Consider the following 21,400-nt stretch of genomic DNA (forward strand, 5'->3'; position numbering starts at 1 on the left):
TGATTTTAAAAGTATTAATAAAGAGTCATAAATCAAAATATAAAGTATTAGATCTTTTAAATGACTTATTGCTTAGAAATTAACAAGTTAGAAAAAATTGGTAAAGAAAAATAAGTTTTAAGTTGTTGGTTTAAGGTTGTTTGTCGATTTTTTTTTAAGTCTCTGTTAATTATTTACAACTTAACAAGTAACAATCAAAATAATTATAATATGACACCCTTTTTATTTATCCGAAAAAGAATGCTACAAGCATTTTTTTTCTTCATGGCGGCATATATGTATGCCCAAGTTAATACCGGTGGAAGTGCAACAACGGCCAATCACCAAAAACAAGTAATAGGTTATATAAGTAACTGGGATGCTTGGAAAGATCAAAAAGCCGGAGTTCCGGCGCAAGGAGCCCTTACCCATCTTAATATTGATTATTCAAAATACACTATTTTGAATTACTCATTTTTTGGTGTGGCAAGAGATGGTTCATTACATAGTGGAGATCATAGAAATAAGAATATTTATCAAAGCGGTGTAACTCAAGAACCAAAAGACCTTTTTTTTACAGATATATACAGTAGCTGGGATTTACATATACTATTTGGTGAAATAGATCCTATACAATATATTAATCAGGATGCAAAAACCAGAGCGGAGGCTCAAGGATTTCAGGTAGAGTTAAACGGTACTACATGGACACATCCTACTTGGGGATTAAGCGGTAGTTTACCGTTGCCACTTCATAAAGAAACCGGAGCTCCCGGATTATTAGAATTAGCACATCAAAAAGGAGTAAAAGTGATGGCTTCAATAGGAGGATGGAGTATGTGTAAACATTTTCCTGAAATGGCTGCAGATCCTGTAAAAAGAGCAAAATTTATTGAAGATTGTAAGAAGTTAATAGCAACAGGATTTGATGGTATTGATTTAGACTGGGAATATCCGGGACCTTATTCAGGAATGAATTTTACAGGAACCAACGCAGATTTTGCCAATTTTGAAGCATTGGTAGAAGAAATTCGTGCAGCAATAGGACCTGATAAATTAATCACAGCAGCAATGTCTGCTGATCCAAGAAAGTTAGATGGATTTAACTGGACTCGATTGGCGGCTTCTATGAATTATTTTAATATGATGACTTATGATATGAACGGAGGTTGGTCTAATATTGCAGGACATAACGCACCGGTTTATCCATATACAGGAGCAGAAGTTTCTTTTTTTAACTGGCAATCTACTTTACAAAAACTAACAGAAAAAGGAGTACCGACCAATAAAATTTGTATGGGAGCTCCTTTTTATGGAAGAGGGGTTGTTACTAACGGAGCAGCAGACTTAAATGTAGCTACTGTAAAACGATCGGAAACTGTTCAACCTGATGGACCTATTGTAACGGCAGCAGATTATACCAATTGGCCTAAAGAGGTATATGACGGAACGCCTAATTACTTTTTTATTAAGCAAAAAGCCTTATCTGCAGGTAGCGGATGGACTAAAAAATGGGATAATGAAGCAAAAGCTCCATATTTAGTTAAAGGCAATTACTTTTTAAGTTATGATGATGAAGAGTCAATAGGGATTAAAGCACAGTTTATTAACGATTATTCCTTAGGAGGAACTATTGTTTGGACGGTTTACGGAGATTTAGAGTTTGGAGGAAGTGTTACTTCTTTTGGAACAAAGTTAAAGCGTTGGTCTGATGTAAAATCACCATTAGTAAATAAAATAAATGAAGTTTTTGCTAATGGAAATACAGGAGGAAATGTAGCTCCGACAGTAAGTATTACATCACCGGCAAACAACGCAGCATTTGCAGTGGGTGATAATGTTGTTATTACTGCTAATGCAACAGATAGCAACGGAACGGTTACAAAAGTTGAGTTTTTTAACGGAGCAACTAAATTAGGAGAAGATACTACAAGTCCGTATTCATTTACCATTTCAAATGCAGTAGCCGGAACTTATCAACTTACCGCAAAAGCAACCGATAATGATAATGCATCAACAGTTTCTACGCAAGTAACTATTTCTGTTACAGACGGAACATCTAATGTTCCTCCGGTAGTAGTTATAACTTCACCTGCTGCAAATGCTTCTTTTAATGAAGGAGAAGCTGTAACTATTACAGCAAATGCAACAGATAGTGACGGAACCGTTGCAAAAGTTGAGTTTTTTAACGGAGCTGCTAAGGTAGGAGAAGCAACAGCAAGCCCATATAGTTATGTATTAAACGGATTAACAGAAGGCACTCATGTATTAACAGCAAAAGCGACAGATGATAAAGGTGCTATTACTACTTCTGATGCGGTATCAATTACTGTAACTAAAGACTCTGGCGATGTATGTAGTAGTTATCCGGTTTGGTCTGCTTCAGCAACCTATACAGGAGGTAATGATGTAAAATATAACAATGTACATTATAGAGCTAAATGGTGGACACAAAATGACAATCCTGAAGATAAAAGCGGAGCTGATGATGTATGGAAAAAAATAGGCCCTTGTGGAGGCGCAACAGATCCTACAAATGAACTTCCGGTTGTAAGTATTACTTCACCGGCTAACAATGCTTCTTTTGATGAAGGAGCAACTATTGAAGTTCAAGCAAACGCATCAGATGCTGATGGAACTATAGCTAAAGTTGAGTTTTTTAACGGAACTACTAAATTGGGAGAAGATACCACAAGTCCGTATTCATTTACCATTTCAAACGCAGTAGCAGGTACCTATACACTTCATGTAAAAGCTACAGATGATAAAAACGGAGTAGCTACTTCTTCAAATGTGTCGGTAACGGTAAAAACAAGTACTACCGGAGGAGGAGATTGTGGCGGAGTACCACAATATGCAGTAGGTACATCATATAGTCAAAATCAAGAAGTACAAAACGAAGGAGAAAAATACAAATGTAATGTACCGGGTTGGTGTTCTTCAACAGCCGATTGGGCTTATGCTCCAGGTACAGGAACTTATTGGCAAGATGCTTGGGCAAAAGTAGGAACCTGCGGAGGAGGAACAGGAGGAAATTCTCCATTAGTAAGTATAACTTCACCTTTAAATGGTTCTACCTATTCAGAAGGAGCAAGTTTTACAATTCAAGCAGATGCATCTGATTCTGATGGAACGGTAACAAAAGTTGAATTTTTTAACGGAGTTTCTAAATTAGGGGAAGATACCACAAGTCCATATTCATTTGCAATTAGTAATGCTCAGGCAGGTAGTTATTCTTTAACTGCTGTTGCTACAGATAATGATAATAACCAAACAACTTCAACTGCGGTAATAATAAGAAGTAGTAATGGTGGTGGAGGTAACGGTACCCTACCGGGAAAAATTTTAGTAGGTTATTGGCATAATTTCAATAACGGATCAAGCACACCAAGATTGAGTGAAGTTTCAACAGATTGGGATGTTATTTGCATTGCTTTTGCAGAACCAAGATCAGGAAGTACTTCTGATATGGTATTCAATCCATATGAAATATATAGTGGTAATGTACAAGCCTTTATTAATGATGTAGCTACTGTTAGAAATAGAGGGCAAAAAGTACTTATTTCTATAGGAGGAGCTAATGCCAGAGTAGAATTAAATACTGAAGCTGAAAAAAATGAGTTTGTAAATTCAATGACTGCTATTATTAATACGTATGGTTTTGATGGAATGGATATAGATTTAGAAGGAAGTTCACTTTCATTAAACAGTGGAGATACTGATTTTAGAAATCCTACAACACCAAAAATTATCAATTTAATAGCAGCAACAAAGTCTATACGAAATAATATTGGCGCAAGTTTTATATTAAGTATGGCGCCTGAAACGGCGTATGTGCAAGGAGCTTATGGTAACTACTCGGGAGTTTTTGGAGCCTATTTACCTGTAATTCATGCTTTACAAAATGAAATGAATTACATTCATGTACAACATTATAATACAGGATCTATGTTTGGAAGAGACGGTAGAGTATATCAACCGGCAACAGCAGATTTCCATGTAGCCATGGCAGAAATGTTGATTACCGGATTCCCGGTAGCTCAAACCGGATTAACGTTCCCGGGGCTTAGAGCAGATCAAGTAGCTATAGGATTGCCATCAACAACACAAGCAGCCGGAAGTGGTTATACTTCAGAAGCGGTTGTACAACAAGCATTAGATTATTTAATTAAGGGCGTTTCTTATTCAGGAAGAACATATACTACCGCAGCTACATATCCGGATTTTAGAGGTTTAATGACTTGGTCAATTAACTGGGATGTTGTTAATAATGCAGCATTTTCTTCAAGTCACAGAGCTTATCTAGATAGCTTAGGAGCACAGGCTAAAACAACAAAAGAAGAGGTAGTTGTTGAAGAAGAAGTAAGAATTACTCCTAATCCTGTTGCTGAAAAATTAACAATATTGAACTTAAAAACTCAAGAGTTAAGAGGAGGTAGTAATGAAACTAAAATTCAAATTTTTGATGTTAATGGTTCTTTAATGTTTGAGTCAATATTTACTTCAAGTGCTAAAAGCACAAGTTTTGATGTGAGCTTTTTAAAAGGCGGATTGTATTTTTATTCTTTAGAAAATACTAAGAAAAAGCACATAGGGAAGTTTATTAAAGTAGATTAATAACTTTTTAAATTTATTATAAATCCTGCATATAAACTATGCAGGATTTTTTTGTGAAAAATTAGCAACTAAAAGATTTCCTATCTTTGAAATAAGAAAATTAATAAGTTATGAGAAAAATGATACTATTATGTTTCTTGCTAGTAGGAACCACTCTAGTTGCTCAAGAGAAAAAGCTACCCAAAGGGTGGGATGTTATTTTATTAAATGGAGAAACTGCATATATGAATTTAGTAACTGGAGAAGTTTCTAAAAAATATCCAAATAAACCTGCTCAAGAAAAAATAGAAGAAACAGATTTTGATCCTACTATCATACACATAGTAAAGAAAGGAGAAACATTAAGTACTATTGCAAGAAGCTATGTGATGCCTTTAAGTAGATTGTATCAACTGAACAGTTTAACAGATTTTGATGATTTAGAAGTAGGGCAAGAAATAGTGGTAGGATATGCAACTACAGAAAAGGCTAAAAATGATTTTTTAAAAGGGATACCATCAGAGAAAGTAATAGACGCAAAATACCATACGGTAAAAAAAGGCGATACCTTGTTTACCATAGCTAAACATTATGGAATAACAGTAAATGAGTTAAAAAGGAAGAATATGTTAAACGATACTACAATTTATTTAGGGCAACGTTTAATTATTAACTAAGATATCTTAAAATACTGTTAAAGCTAACAAAGAACTGTAACTACTGTTTTATTTGGTCGTCATATAATTGATTACTTAACAGAAAAAGTTGGTGATTAGTTAGTTTTTAATAGTTGATTGAAGAAGGCACAAGATGAAATCTTGAGCCTTTTTTATTAAATAAAAACATGCTTTTTTTTTAGCTAAAAAAATCTTTTATTTGTGCCTTAATTCTTAAAAAATTGAAATTTAAAAAGAAGGCCTCCATTTTCTTTCTGTTATTCCCTTTCATAGTTTTAAGTCAGAACTTAGAAAATATAGGGAAATCATCATTATTTAAGTTAACCGGAGGAGTTGGAGTAAATACAGTGTTTTATGAGGGAAATTCTAACAGAGCACCGTTTACTTATTTTTTATCGGGGAATGTAAATGTCAATGTAAGCGGAGTCTATAATATTCCTCTTTCTTTTTCGTATTCCAATAGTAAATTTCAAACCAACAATCCATTTTCTTTTAACAGATTTAGTTTACACCCCAGTTACAAATGGGTAACTGCCCATATAGGAGATGTAAACATGACATTTTCACCATATACACTTAGCGGACATCAATTTACCGGGTTAGGAGTAGACCTATCACCTAAAGAAAAATTTAAAGTTAGTTTAATGTATGGACGATTGTTGAAAGAAAGAGAGTATAACGTAGATAATTTTAATGGAGAAGCGAACTACAGAAGAGTAGGTTATGGTGTTAAAGCTTCTTATAAGTTTGATAAGTTTACATTAGGCGGAATTTTCTTCAAAGCCTCTGATGTTGTAGAGTCTTTAAAGGAAAGAATTCCTGTAGAAAAAGAAATTCAGCCCAAAGATAATACGGTGATTAGTGTAGATGGAGAATTTTCATTCATTAAAGATTTAAAAATAAGAGGAGAAGTTGCGGTTTCTGCTTTAACAGAAGATATTAGAGCAGGAGGAGGAAATAACGGATTTATGTCTTTTTTAATGAAAACCAATGTAACAACTCAATATTACAAGGCATATAACATTAACTTTTTATATCAGGTAGGAAAAGGAAATATAGGAATACGATATGAATACATTGACCCTGATTATAAAACACTAGGAGGTTATTTTTTTAATAACGATCTTGAAAATATTACCATTAACGGATCTCAACGTATTTTTAAAGATAAAGTAGGGGTTGCTATAAATGTAGGGTTACAAAGAGACGATTTGAAAGGAGCCAAAGCTTCACAGTTAAAAAGATTGGTAAGTTCGGTTAACGTATCATATGATGCCAGCAAAAAAATGAATATGACACTGTCTTATTCAAACTTTCAATCATATACCAACATAAAAAACCAGTTTGATTATATCAACGGAATATCTCAGGTTGAACAAGAACTGGATAAAGCTAATATCACGCAAATTTCTCAAAATGCAAACTTAAATGTTAATTACATTTTAAAAGAATCGGATGTAAGAAGAGAAAATATAAATGTAGGATTAACCTTTCAAGATGCTGCTAATAAAGTGGGAGACACTCAAAGAAGTATAGATCAATCTACTCTATATAACGGAAACTTAGCATATACTGTAGGTTATCCTCAAAAAGATTTAACACTATCCGGAGCTTTAAACGCAAGTTATAATGTATTAGATGATTCAAATAGCATTATAATGGGACCTACAATTTCAGCCAGTAAAGGCTTTTTAGACAAAAAACTTAAAGTAAATAGCTCTTTAGGATACAACCAAAGTAGAATTAATGGCGAAAATCAAGGAGAAATAACAAACTTTAGAGTTAGTAGCAGATACGTTTATAAAAAGCGACATAACTTTAACCTTAACGGAATGGTTCAATTTCGTAATTCTTTAAATACCTCCAGAAAAGATTTTACCGTAACGTTTGGATATACTTACAGATTTGGCATTTTTGATTCAAAAGATTTAAAATTTTCAAAAAAACCAAATCCAGTTAAAAGTAAAATAAAAATAGTAAGAAGAACAAAGACCAAAACTAAAAACGATGATATTAAGTTCATTTTTAGAGATTCTTTATATGAGGGAACTATTCCGCAAATAGATTATAAAATAGCTTCCTTATTACATTCTTCATTATTTGAAAAAATTCCGCAGAAAAGAAAGAACAAATTAGACGAGCGAAGAATTGAAATTGCGAAAGAAACAAATAAGAAAGCATATAAAATAAAAAGTATTCAATTTTTAAAAGAGCTTTACGATTCTGAAGATGTATTAAATCAATACTACACCATGCTTTTTGAAACGGTTAACGAACTACAGGCCGATGCGGAAAGATTAGATTATTCTATGGAAATGGAATATATTAAAAATAGAAAAGAAGCTATTAAACATCCTTTGTGGAATAAATCGGAAGAGGATAAAAAAGAGTATGCAGAAAATTTACAGGCAGAATTTAAAAAAGTAGAAGAAAAATTACAGAAATCACTTAAAAAACTACTTACCCACAGATGGATTGTATCTGAAACTAAAAAGTACTCAACTATTGATGAAATTAAAAATGACACCCAAGTTTTAAATAAGTTTTATGAGGAAAATGGAAGTGTTATTTTTGAGAAGATTGAAAATGAGAAAAATAAACAAAAAATAAAATTATATTTGTTGGAACATATTATCGAATTTTTAGCACATGAATCAGAAAATTATATAGATAATAAACAGTACCAACTAAAATACATCTATAAAAACTAACCAGCTTTAATTGTATGAAAAGACTATTACCCCTAATCTTTACATTATTTACTATTGTACAAACTTTTTATGCGCAACAGTATCCTGTTACGATAGTACCAAGAGTAAATGCACCTGCACCTGTTAACTTTTTTAATTATGCTGATGAAACTAGCTTAAATAGCCCGATAACAGTTCAAATTTTTCTGAATGATATAACAGTAACTAACAGACAAATTCGTTTAAAAACATACTTTGAAGGCGGTAATATTAGTTTTAGAAGTAAAGATTTTGTTTTAGGAGCTGAAGAGCTGTTTTTAGAAGGAGGAGTTCCGTTAACGCTCAGAAATACAGAACTTGCTCCTTACTATAAGTTTGAAAATATTGAAGGAATTAATACGGCAACGTATTCTCAAACAATTCCTGAAGGAAGTTATAATTTCTGTTTTGAAGTATATGATTATTTATCCGGAGCGAAATTGTCAGCTAAAAAATGTGCAACTGTTTTTATCTTTAAAAACGAACCTCCCATTTTAAATTTACCCTTTAACGGGGCAAACATAGAGCCTAAAGATTTTGAAACTATTGTTTTTCAATGGACACCCAGACATATCAATGTAAGCAATGTTGAGTACGAGTTTAGCATGGTTGAAATTTGGGATAATTATGTAAATCCGCAAACTGCTTTTTTATCTCAAGTTCCTATTTATGAAGAAACCACAAGAAGAACAAGTATTGTTTACGGACCTGATAAACCATTACTCTTACCAAGTAAAAGATATGCATGGAGGGTAAAAGCAAAAGCATTACAAGGGGTTGAAGAAATAGGACTCTTTAAAAACCAAGGATATAGTGAGGTTTTTTGGTTTTCAAGAACGTTACCTTGTCAACCACCGGATAATGTGAGTGCAGAGCCTAAAGGAACTTCAAAAATTAATGTATTCTGGGATCAAGATCCGACTGTTCATTCAGAATTTATCATAGCCTATAGAGAGGCAGATAAACAAGATGCTCAATGGTTTACTAAAAGAACTAACAGTAGTTGGGCTACCATATGGGATTTAAAGTCAGGAACCACCTATGAATATAAAGTAAAAGGTAAATGTCAGTTTCAGTATAGTGAGTATTCAGAAGTACAAAGAGTAACAACAGAAACTTCACAAAATGAAGATGCTAATTATCAATGTGGAATTGTTCCTGACGCTATTGCTATTAGTAACAGACAACCACACCCGGGACTTAGTTTAGGAGATGTAATTACAGCAGGAAATTTTAAAGTAACAATAACTGAAATTCAAGGACAATCAAACGGAGTAATTTCAGGAAAAGGATATGTAGCAATACCTTATTTAAAGTTTGCAAAATTCGGAGTTACGTTTAACTCAATTTTAGTCAACTCTTCTAATCAATTAGCAGAAGGAGAAATAGTAACCTTATACGACCCTGCGTTTGGAGAAGGAGCTTCGGCAACTGTTGATGTCGATGTTAATATTTCTGAAGGAATTAATGGAGATAGCGGTGAATTAGAAGATGCAGTTACAGTTGATTTTGTCATTGATTCTATTGAAATAGATGCTAACGGAGCTATTGTAGTTACCGGGACTAATGGAGAAACAGCAACCATACCGGGTGATGATGATGTAAATATTGTAAGTTCTAATGGCGATGTATGGTCGGTAGGAGAAGATGGAACTATAACACAACAAACAGGAGCAGAAGGAGGAGCTGTTGTTGATGGAAATACCAATGGAGTTGGTGCAGACGGAAATGTAACTGCTATTACGGCAACAGGAGTAAAAGTTACTTTTAAAAATTCGGGGTATTATTATTTTGATGCTTTACCGGAAGGTACTTCCTCTACATTTGAGAAAGAGTATAAAATAATAACTACAAATTCAGGAGATTATAAAATACCTTACAAAGCAATATCTGATACAAACGGAGATGATTTTATTGAAGCAAAAGTTGAAATAAACGATTCGAGTATCACAAAAGAAGATATCATTTTTAAAACTAAAGACGGAGCAAAAATTGAGGTTGAATGGTTGAGTAATGATACGGCAAAATTAAAATTAAAACGTAAGTATCATTATGTTGATGAAGAAATTTTTGCGGTTGTAAAATCTAAAGATAACTCTGAGAAATTTGATATAGGCGGTAGCATAGTAACTACACATTTAGCGTCACAAAAATTAGAGGCTATTAATGTAACACTTATACCAGTAGGAATTGCTTCAATAGATAATCAGGTAAAAGAACAAGTAAAAGAAATATATCGTAAAGCGGGGGTTCGATTAAATATTCAAGAAGCTAACAAAGTTGACTTAGAAGAAATTTACGGTTGGGATATAGATAAAGATTCTCAGTTAAAAGTAGGTGATAGTTCTGTATTATCGCATTATACAGATGAAGAAGGTGTATTTAATAGTTATGTGAAAAAGCAAAACTATTATAGTAAAACAACCTATTATGTTTTTGTAACCGATGTCCCAATTTCAAAATCTGAAATAGCAGGATTCATGCCTTTAAAGAGGCAGTTTGGTTTTGTGTTTACAAGAAATGCCAATACAGTAGAAAAACAAGCGAGAACTTTAGCACATGAATTAGGGCATGGAATTTTTGGTTTACAGCACACTTGGGACGAGTATAAGTTTCCGCAAGGAGCAACCCAATTCTTAATGGATTATGGTAATGGAACCGTATTAAACCATTTAGATTGGAAAAAAATGCATGCTCCGGGAATACAATTGTATTGGTTTCAGGGTGATGAAGAGGGAGAGCAAATATCTACTTCCTTAGCTGATTTTAAGAATTTTGTGAATAGAAATGAACAAGGAAAAGAAATTTCATATTCATTTATAACGCCGTCCCTAGAAGTTGTTTCTATACCATTAAATTCTAACAAAGTCACTTTTTCAACATTAGACCCATATTTTTATAGTAATAATGTACAATCAGGAAATTATGCACCTGTGGGTAGCTTACTTCATTTTGAAGTAAATGGAGAAAAATTTTCATTTACAGGAGTAAATGATGTATATGCTTATAGAAATAATAAAGGAGATAAGTATAAAGATGTTTTAACAAAAAATACATCCAAAAATGAAGCTATAATAGCTTTACCTGTTTATGATTTTAATAATAAAAAAATAAAACTTAGTGTTAATAAATATGATATTAAAAGTAATCAAGTTATAAGTGGTGATTTTGATTCTTTTAGTAACGTATCAGATAAATTTTGTGTAGTTGAGGAATATAATGAACCTGAAAAATTTGATATTAAGAAATTATCAACATTATTTAAAAATAATGTTGTAGTTGATGATGTTACTCATAATAAACTGACTCCTTTTGCAAAAGAATATTTAGACTTTTTTAGCCCTCAAAAAAATAAAGATGCAGATTTATGGAATTTGACTTTTTATCAAAATGAATTTTCTCCTGTAATTATTTCTGCAGCGTTAGCATATGCTTCAAATGAAGCTGTTGAGTCTTTTATTCAATGTCATTTAATTGATGCAATAAATCAACAAGAAAAGGAGAGAAGAGAAATAAACTCAATGCCTTATGAAACAACAGGTTGGTCTTTGTTATTTACATTTAGAACTTATGCAAAAACTAAGGTACCTGAAGCTTTGATAAGATCATATCTGGATTATTATTTAAAAGATTTAAGAGAACTAATAAAGTTACCGGAAAGTATTGTTGAGATTCAAAGTCAATTATCTAGTGATAAGTTAGATAGTTTAACATCAAAAGAGTTAGTACCATTAGTAATGGAATCATCTAATTGTACTATAGAGCAAATTAGTTTTGAAGACAGAATAAAAATAATTAAAAAAATTCTTGAGAGAGATAATAGCTATTTCAATGACGATGAAGAAGATGCTTTAGTAAAACTAATAAATTCTACAGTTTTCAATAATCAATCTGAGTTATTAGTAGCTGAGTTATTTAATGAAGAGAATTCTAAATTGTTTACTAGTTTATGGGATGATTTACATTTTTCTGAATACCATGAATATATTAATAAAGTAACAGAGCTAATTACATTAGAAGGTATTAATAAAGAAGTTAAAGAAGAAAATAAATTTTCTTTTTCAACAGATAACAGATATAATTTTGACTATAATTTCAAAGGAAAAGAATTAGAAATTAGTTACGTAAATAAAATTGATTTTAAAATAAGTAAAAAAACTTTTCAAAGTTTAGATGAAATAGTTGAAATAACAATACCTAAAGAGAATTCTTATGTTGAGTGGGGAGAAAGTAAATTAACTGAAGATAAAGTTTTAAGACTACCTGCTTATTATATAGCCTATCTATTACAAAAAAAGAGCACAGAAGATAATTTTACTGCGGTTAGAGTTATAGGTAATCTAATAGCTATTGCAACAGCAATACCAACAGGAGGTGGTTCTATTACTGTTGCGGGAGCTTTAACTATCGCAATTTCTTCTGCAGATTTGATAATGACTTTTTCTGAAAGTCATTTGAAAAACTTAGATGGAGGAAAAGAGTTTATTAAAGCTTGGGAAGTAATTACATTAATTGATGGTATAAATGGTTTAGCAAGAGTAGGAATTAGTATAACTAAAAATACGGCAGGACAGATTTCTAAAATAAAAATTGACTTACCTAAGTTTAAAGCAAATATTAGAAGTTTAAAAAATGTTAAAGGGAGTGCTTTCGATGAGATAAGAAAAATTCCAGCCCTTTTAACAAGAATGAAGCAACTACCTTCTGAAATCATTTTTAATAAAAGACTCGTACTTGAAATAGAGCAAGTAATAATTTCTGAAAAGTTTTTAAGTCAAGTAGGTAAAGAATTAAGGTTTAATAATGGAATTGAAGGATTAGTAGATAATATTAAGGTTTTTGATATTCAATTAGCTTCAACTGGAGGTTTTTTGAAGTTCAAAACTCTTAAAGAATCATATAACTCTGTAGATAGCTTCTTAGGGAAATTAGATAATATTAGGTATGCTGAAGGTTCAAAAATAAAAGAAGGGACATTCTTATTGTTTAAAGGAACTGATGGAATTGTTTATGCAGTTAAAGATATTAATTACTTTATACCTGATTTACTCAAAGGGGCTAGAAATAATGTTAGAAACGTCTATGGAAATGAGTATGTTGATATATTTTTGAAGCAAAAATTTAAAGAAAATCAAGGCGCTGCAGCAGTAATCATAGATAAGTTTGGAGCGGCAGGGAAAAAAATTCTTGATGATGTAAATATAAAAAATTTAGATGATGCAGCTAAAGCTTTAGTTAAGGATAAAGATATAATGCGTTTCTATAGCGAGCATATGGATCGTGCTTATCGTGCTGTAAATGAAACATCATATAATTTTGACAAATTAAAAAGCACAGGAGTTATTGAAGCCGCGCCAGAGGCTTTTCCTACATATATATCACTTGATAACTTCTTAGATGCAGATAAAGCAAAAGATATCTTACAGTTACCCAAAAAACCAACTTGGGTTGCTGAGTTTACCATTGATCAAGTTGTTAATGATTTAAGATTTCCAAAAGGAAAATTTAATAAAGGAGACTATACAGAGGTTTTAACTCAAGCTTTTCCTAATTGGGGAAAAGGTGGAGGAACTCAATTTCTAACAAACGCAAAAATTAAAGTTTCTACATTGAGGAATTTAATAACTGGAGAGGTTATTAAGTTTACTCATTTAGTTTATAAAACAGATTTTGCTAAACATTTAAAAGAAGTTGAAGCATTTAGTCAAAAAAGAGCAATTACTGGAGGGCATAATTTGGCAGATTTTAATAATTATCTAATAAATAATAATATTGAAATTAATAGATTAGGAATGAGAAGTGGATCGGTAGATGGTATCTCTGAATTGACTTATCAAATAAAAAAAGCTGATGGTAGTGGTGGTTGGAAAGCTACAGAGTTTAAAAAAACATTATATGATCCATCAAAACTTTCTGATCAAGATATGATTAAATATGGAAAAGAAGCTATGGATGAAGGTATATTATCTAATAGAATGATAGTCCAACCAGGTAGTAATACAATTATAAAAGGAGAATCATCTAATGGGATTAAGTTTTTGGGATATAGAGATCCTGTTACCTTAGAAATTAAAAACTTTCACCCTGTTATAAATTATTAAAAAATGAATTTACCGAATATATATAAATATATAGATACCAAGTATAATCCTTTAATTAGGTATTTGTTTGTATTACCTTCTACAGAATTTCTTGAGTTTTTAGAAGCAGTGAGTTTAAGAAGGAGTATAGGGAAAGAGAACCATGGTTATGAAATTGAACAAGATTTTATAGAGTTTTGGGATGTTAGTAATGAAATAGAAAATACTGTAAATGTTACCTTTCAGGAATTTGTTGAAATAATAGAACCTTTAAAACAAAATTTCATACAGGAATTTCCGATTAATGAAAAAGAGATTGATGAAGTCATTCTAAAAATTTTAAATAAAAAACCTATACCAGAAAAAGAGTTCTCAGGACTAGAGAAACAATTTTTAAATGAGTTAGAATGGTTTTATAGAAACTATGGAAATGAATGGAGTTTAGATGATTTCTCAAATAAAATAAAAAATAATAAGAAAAAATTAGAGAAGACATTAATGTATTTATCTGATATGGGATATATAAATATTAATCATGAAAATAAATATTCCTTTGAAATCCTAAGATTACCTAATAATATTAATTAGACTGAAAATAGAAAAACAAACTAACCAACCAAATTAAATGAATACAAAATTACCCCTAAGCTTTATTTTTATTGTATTTATAAGTATAAACATCTTTTCAAACAGAAAATTTGAAATTCATAATAATGAAAAAGATAGTTTACATATAAACAAAATACATCCTGTAAAGCCTACTAAAACTCTTTCAGCAAAAACCTTTCGAAATTTCTCTTCATTAGAAAAATTTGACAAAAAAGAAGTGTTTAAAACGCAACAACGTTTTACACAACAAGGTTTTCAGTTTAATACGCCTGATTCTATCATCAATAAGAAATGGTTAGATATGGCTACCAATACATTTAAGAGTATTGAAGCCTCAGGAAATTATATTGACCTTTTAACTAAAGACGGGTTAAGCGAATTACCGGTAGCTATTAAACCGGTAAATATAAGTAACGTTAAATATACGGTAGGAATTGCAAAAGCAGTATTTAAACCGGCATATACTGAATTAACCGTTTTTTTAAAGGTAGAATTGCCTAATACAAATCCTGATAGAGGGGATCAGGTGCTAATTTTAGGCGCATCAAATGTTAAGCTATCTCATGAAGGTGGAATTATAGGAGATGCTAAGTTAAATTTAATATCACAATTCACTGTTAATTTTAATAGTGGCTCCATTTTACTTACCTTAAAAGGAAGTTTTGAACAGCCCGGAACTTATGCCGTTATTGACTGTTCCGGATTTAAAGAAATGGGGTTAGATGCCAATATCAGATTTGCTGATGGATTGTTGCACCCTGTTGATCAAAACGGAAAAAAGAAAATAGGATATGTAGAAGCCGACTTTAAAACCTCTATAGCCGATTGGAATGATATGGTTGTAAACATTTCACTACCGGAGTTTGGTATTAAAGGATTAGAAGGAACTACATTTAAATTAAATACAGCTGTTTTTGATTTTAGTGATTTAAGAAATGATGAAGCTACGCCTAAAGCATACTTAAATAAATTTTACAGTGCAGAACCTAATTTATGGAGAGGTGTTTATGTAAAGTCGTTACAAGTATTGTTACCACCTGAATTTAAAAAGAAAAACAATGATAAAAGAGTAGCTTTCGGGGCTACAGATTTGATTATTGACGCTCAAGGAGTAACCGGTAAATTTACGGGAGATAATATAATTAGCCTGAATGAAGGAACAGCTTCCGGATGGGATTTTTCTCTTGACCATTTTCTGTTAGACATAGAAACAAATCACTTAAGAGCCGGAGAATTTGACGGAAAATTAGTATTACCGGTTTCACAATTAGATAGTTTACAATACAATGCAGTTTTTCAGCCGGGAGAATATAAATTAGCAGTTAAAACTGAAAAAGATATCAAGTTTAATGTATGGAAAGCTAACGTTCTTTTAACCCAAGATTCTTATATAGAAATGAAGGTGAAAGATGGTAAGTTTAGACCTAAAGCAAGTCTAAATGGATCCATGAGTGTGGCTTCAGGTCTAAAAAATGACGAGAACCCTTCTAATGACACCTCAAAAAGTATTATCAATTTTAAAGGAATAACATTCCAGAAGATGGTCTTGCAAACTGAATCACCTAAGTTTTCTGTTGATTACTTTGGTGTTAAAGGTAGGCTACAACTCGCAAATTTTCCAATAGCAATTAATGAAATAGGTTTAAGAACCCCCGCAGATAATAAAGCGGAGTTAATTTTTGATTTTGAAGTGAATTTAACTTCAGAGTCAGATGGAGGAAATGGAGGAGCTTCAAAATTAGCATTTAAAGCTAAGATGGATGAGGCAGGAAATAAATGGAAGTTTGACGGAGTTAAACTAGAACATTTATTTATTAAAATGGACGTGGCCGGAATGCAATTAAAAGGAGCCATTTTTATTTTTGAAGACGATCCAACTTACGGGACCGGGTTTGCAGGAGCAGTCGGGGCTAAATTTTCAACAGGACTTAATTTAGAAGTAGAAGCAAAAGCATTATTCGGACGCACAGAAACGTTCAGGTATTGGTATGCAGATGCTAAAGTGACCATTCCATCAGGAATACCAATATTTCCGGGATTCGCATTGAATGCCTTTGGTGGAGGTTTCTATAATAAGATGCGTATGGCCGGAAATACAAATGTAGAAGATGCAGCCTTTAAAGAAATAGGGGCATCAACTTCAGGGGTTATTTATGAACCGTATGCTGAAAACTCTTTCGGAATGAAAGCGTCGGTAGGAATCATAACTCAAAATTCAGAAGAACTATTCCATGCAACGGTTGAATTTGGAATGGCGTTTAGAAAATCAGGAGGATTACAAGAAGTATATTTTAAAGGGTTTGGAGAGCTAATAGCAGCTTTACCTGCTGGTTTCTTTGATACGGTTACAAGCAATCTGGCTAGTATAGCTGATAAAGGAGGTCAAGGAATCCCGGCTCAAAGTCCAACAGGAGCTATTTCAGCAAACGTATTTATAGGTTTCGATTTTGTCAATGATATTTTTCACTCAACCTCAGAAGTATATATCAATTTTGGAGTGATTAAAGGAGTTGGACCTTCAGGAAGAGCGGGTTGGTTAGATTTTTATGTTTCTCCAGATGAATGGCACATGTTAATCGGAACACCGGAAGACAGAGTAGGAGTAAAAATAGATTTGGGAATTTTGAAGGTAAAAATGGACAGTTATTTCATGACCGGAGAAAATTTACCAGGAAGTCCACCACCACCACCAATTGTAGCTGATATTTTAGGATTAGATGTTGCCGAACTCGATTATATGCGAGATGCTAATATGTTAGAATCCGGAAAAGGATTAGCCTTTGGTTCTAGTATGAGCATATCAACAGGAGATTTAAAGTTTTTAATATTCTATGCTCGATTTGATGCAGGAGTAGGATTTGACATCATGCTAAAAGATTATGGAGAAGCATATTGTAAGGGCTCATCAGAACCTATTGGAATGAACGGATGGTATGCTAACGGACAAGCTTATGCATATTTACAAGGAGAATTAGGCCTTACATTTAAGCTGTTTGGTTCTAAAAAGAAAATCCCTATTATTAGTGGAGGAGGCGCTGTATTATTACAGGCCAGACTACCAAATCCGGCATGGTTTAGAGGATATTTAGGAGGTAAGTACAATCTTTTAGGCGGGTTAATTAAAGGAAGATTTAGATTTAAAATAGAACTGGGAGAAAAGTGTGAAATTGTAGGAGGAAGTCCTTTAGACGGTATTGTAGTAATTAGTGATTTAACACCGAAAGAAGGTAGTGGTGATGTTGATGTGTTTGCTGCACCACAAGCCGTTTTTAACTTACAGATTAATAAAATATTTGAACTTCCTGATGACACAGGAGATCGCAAATACAAAATTTTGTTAGATGAATTTTCGGTAACCGACAACGGGAAGAAAATTGTTGGTGAAGTAAAATGGAATGATAGAAACGATGTAGCAGTATTTTATTCTCATGAAATATTACCACCACATACACAGCTTAAAGCGTACGTTCAATTACATTTTGAAGAATTTAAAAACGGAAATTGGGTAACTATAAAATCTGATGGAAAGAATGCTACAGAAACCAAAGAAGTAAACTTTACAACAGGAGATGCACCAACCACAATACCGTTAACAAATATTGAGTACATGTATCCGGTATTAGGGCAAAAGAACTTTTTTGTTAATGAATACGGTACTGCTTATGTAAAATTAAAAAGAGGGCAATCGTATTTATTTGAAGAAGCTCCGGATTGGAAAAAAGAAATGGTTATGACTGCTAGCTCAGGTTCAATTCTTAAAAAAGAATATACCTATAATTCTGCGCAAAAGCAGTTAACGTTTACGCTGCCTACTCAAATGAATAGACAAACTCAGTATGATGTGAATTTAAAGTTAGTTTCTAAAGGAAGTGATTTAGATGATAACATAACGGAAACATATACTTCTAAAAATATAAATCAAGGAGATACTGAAAATACAGCAGAAGTAAAATCAAGAAAAGCGGAAGGAAATATTAGTAAAGATGGAGAAAGAGATTTACTAACGTATGATTTTAAAACAAGTTCATATGCAACGTTTGATGAAAAGATGCGTGATATGAATAAGAATAAAGATTTATATGAACACATAGTGTATCCTTACGGATTAATACTATTATCTAGTATTGATTATCAAGAAGCTTTTGATATAGTAGAATTAAGAGGAAATGAATATTCCGGAAATAAACCATTAGTACTGTCTAGAGCGGTGTTAGATGATAGCTATTACAAGAGACAGATTTATCCGTTAATTTATAATAGCTACCCATATGCAGGTACAATTACAGTAACCAGAGAAACAGATAAAGTTAGTGTACCACCAGTTGAAGGAGTTGAACCAATGACATGGTATTTAACTTACTTAGAAAATGGATATACGGGAGATATTAATGAATACAATCCATATAGATATAATCTTACTTACTATTATTTACAAGATTATGAAGATTTAGGATATCAGTTGGTAAACTCTAACTTACCTTGGAGAAACTATCCTCAATATGTAAAACTAATAACAGAAACATTCCCGTATATGCGTCAAGGAAGATATAATGCTACTTTAAAATATGTATTGCCGGGACAAGTAAAAGTAGGTAGAGCTAATTCAATAAAATATACAAACCCTTTAAATGATTAAGAAGAGAAATAATAGTATCGCATTACTACTGCTACTATTAAGTGTAATTTCTAATGCCTTTGCACAAAAGGAAATAGGAAGCAAAATAGCAGAAGTAAAAGTAATAGCGACAACTGATAAAGGTAAAATTTTGTTACGTTGGGGAGTAACAACCCCAACAGCTTGGAAATATGCCAACGAATTTGGATATACAATTGAAAGAAAAACAATTGTAAGTAACAAAGTAGTATTAGAAGAACCAGAAGTAGAACAATTAACAGTAACACCTCTTAAGCCAAAACCTATGATGGAATGGAAAGAGTTTACTGAAAAAAATACAAATGCAGCAATTGCAGCTCAAGCGTTATATGGAGATCAGTTTGATGTTGAAATGAATAACGGAGGTGATGGATTACTAAATGTTATCAACCAGGCACAAGCTTTTGAACAACGTTTTACTTTTGCTTTGTATGCAGCTGATCAAGATTTTGAAGTAGCCAAATTTTCAGGATTAGCATTTGTAGACGCTACTGTAAAAGAAGGAGAACGATATCTTTATACTGTAAAAGTAGCTTTGCCGGAAACTAAGAAAGTGAAGATTAAAAGCGGAGGAGCTCTCATAGGGCTTATGGATTCAAGGCCGCTTCCTGAACCACAAGAATTCGTAGGAGTATTTAAAGATAAAACGGTTATTTTAAGTTGGAATCAAGCTGTTTTAAAAAGGTTTTATACAAATTATACTATTGAAAAATCAGAAGACGGAGGTAAAAAGTATAAGAAACTATTAGGTACTCCGGTAATGAATTTAGCTGAGAGAGAAAAAAATCCATCAAATAGAATGATGTATATAGATAGTCTTTCTCAAAATAATAAAACCTATAAATATAGAATTAAAGGAATTTCTCCATTTGGAATAGAAGGGCCTTATTCAAATATAGTTTCCGGAGAAGGTATAAAACCCCTAACATTTACTCCGTTTATTACAGATGTTAAGTTTGATAATCAGGGAGCAGTGTTAAGCTGGGAGTTTCCAAATGAAGCTATGGCTACGTTGCAAAAATTCCAATTAATACGCTCTAATACGCCTAAAGGAAAATATCTGATAGTAACTGATAACATTTCTAAAAACCAAAGAAGTATTAGATTAACAGGCTTACAAGTTATAAACTATTATAAAATTGTAGGAGTTGGAAACGATGGAGGAACAAGAGAATCATTCCCAAAAATGGTGCAACCTGATGATAATACACCTCCGATAAAACCTAGTATGTTAACTGGAACTATTGATTCACTGGGGATAGTGAGGTTAAATTGGAAAAAAAATACCGAGATAGATTTTCTTGGGTATAGAGTTTTTAAGGCAAACCTACAAACAGATGAATTTACTCAAATTACTTTTGAGCCGATACCTACCAATAGTTTGATTGATACGGTTAATATAAAAACACTCAATAAAAATATATATTATAAAATACAGGCTTTTGATAAAAGATATAATCCGTCAGAATTTTCTGAAGTAATAGCATTAAAAAGACCGGATGTTGTGCCACCAACTCCTCCTGTATTTACTTCTTTTAAGTCAGACAAAGGTAGTGTTGTATTACAATGGATTACAAGTACAAGTGATGACGCTAAATCCACTATGTTGTATAGAAAGGAGCAAGGAAAAGAAGGGTCTTGGCAATTAATAACTTCGTTACCGATACCTCAGAATACGTATACAGATGAAACAGGGATTCCTAACAAAACATATTTATATACGGCTTTAACTACAGATGAATCAGGTTTAGAATCGGAACCTATTACACCATTAAAAATTACAGTGATAGATAATTCCTCTAAACCGGTTATTGATAAGTTTTCAGGAGAGGTTAACAGAGAAGAAAAGTACATTCAACTAAACTGGAATTATAAACAAACAGGTGTAAGAGAGTTTGTGCTATATAAGGGAGAGGAAGAAAAAAGACCCACGATGTATAAAACTTTTGGTTTTAATACAAGGAAATTTAAGGATACCAATTTATTGATTAACACAAAGTATACTTACTTAATTCAAGCCGTATTTGAGTCTGGCTCTAGATCACCATTAAAAAAAATTGAAATAAATTATTAAGA

General features: G+C 32.3%; 7 protein-coding genes. All 7 read left to right on the forward strand.

The annotated features are described in order from the left end of the window. Nucleotides 1-210 precede the first annotated feature (210 nt). The 7 genes from ACQY1Q_RS10075 (at nt 211) to ACQY1Q_RS10105 (ending at nt 21,398) form a co-directional block, all read left to right on the forward strand. The gene (locus ACQY1Q_RS10075) at nt 211-4,596 is read left to right on the forward strand and encodes an Ig-like domain-containing protein (RefSeq protein WP_431005186.1); all 4,386 of its coding nucleotides are present in this window, start codon (nt 211-213) and stop codon (nt 4,594-4,596) included. A 110-nt stretch (nt 4,597-4,706) separates the two neighbouring features. Further along, a complete protein-coding gene (locus ACQY1Q_RS10080) occupies nt 4,707-5,252 on the forward strand; it encodes a LysM peptidoglycan-binding domain-containing protein (protein WP_431005187.1) in 546 nt (181 codons plus the stop codon). A gap of 221 nt (nt 5,253-5,473) precedes the next feature. Further along, a complete protein-coding gene (locus tag ACQY1Q_RS10085; RefSeq protein WP_431005188.1) occupies nt 5,474-7,963 on the forward strand; it encodes a hypothetical protein in 2,490 nt (829 codons plus the stop codon). A gap of 14 nt (nt 7,964-7,977) precedes the next feature. Continuing rightward, a complete protein-coding gene (locus ACQY1Q_RS10090; RefSeq protein ID WP_431005189.1) occupies nt 7,978-14,082 on the forward strand; it encodes a fibronectin type III domain-containing protein in 6,105 nt (2,034 codons plus the stop codon). 3 nt (nt 14,083-14,085) lie between these two features. Further along, nucleotides 14,086-14,649, forward strand: coding sequence for a hypothetical protein (locus ACQY1Q_RS10095; RefSeq protein ID WP_431005190.1), 564 nt, complete (start codon nt 14,086-14,088; stop codon nt 14,647-14,649). 37 nt (nt 14,650-14,686) lie between these two features. Next, on the forward strand, nt 14,687-19,306 hold the full coding sequence (locus tag ACQY1Q_RS10100) for a hypothetical protein (RefSeq protein WP_431005191.1): 4,620 nt from the start codon (nt 14,687-14,689) through the stop codon (nt 19,304-19,306). Then, nucleotides 19,299-21,398 (forward strand): hypothetical protein, encoded by a 2,100-nt coding sequence (locus ACQY1Q_RS10105; RefSeq protein WP_431005192.1) that lies wholly within the window; start codon nt 19,299-19,301, stop codon nt 21,396-21,398. The genes ACQY1Q_RS10100 and ACQY1Q_RS10105 overlap by 8 nt, the downstream gene beginning before the upstream one ends. The last annotated feature ends 2 nt before the right edge of the window (nt 21,399-21,400 follow it).

Source organism: Tenacibaculum sp. TC6, assembly GCF_050606265.1.
Taxonomy (GTDB): Bacteria; Bacteroidota; Bacteroidia; order Flavobacteriales; family Flavobacteriaceae; genus Polaribacter.

Bases quoted from the DNA above. Each gene is read 5' to 3' on its own strand.
- ACQY1Q_RS10095 (WP_431005190.1), top strand. From the start codon at position 14,086: ATGAATTTACCGAATATATATAAATATATAGATACCAAGTATAATCCT.
- ACQY1Q_RS10080 (WP_431005187.1), top strand. From the start codon at position 4,707: ATGAGAAAAATGATACTATTATGTTTCTTGCTAGTAGGAACCACTCTA.
- ACQY1Q_RS10090 (WP_431005189.1), top strand. From the start codon at position 7,978: ATGAAAAGACTATTACCCCTAATCTTTACATTATTTACTATTGTACAA.
- ACQY1Q_RS10075 (WP_431005186.1), top strand. From the start codon at position 211: ATGACACCCTTTTTATTTATCCGAAAAAGAATGCTACAAGCATTTTTT.
- ACQY1Q_RS10105 (WP_431005192.1), top strand. From the start codon at position 19,299: ATGATTAAGAAGAGAAATAATAGTATCGCATTACTACTGCTACTATTA.
- ACQY1Q_RS10100 (WP_431005191.1), top strand. From the start codon at position 14,687: ATGAATACAAAATTACCCCTAAGCTTTATTTTTATTGTATTTATAAGT.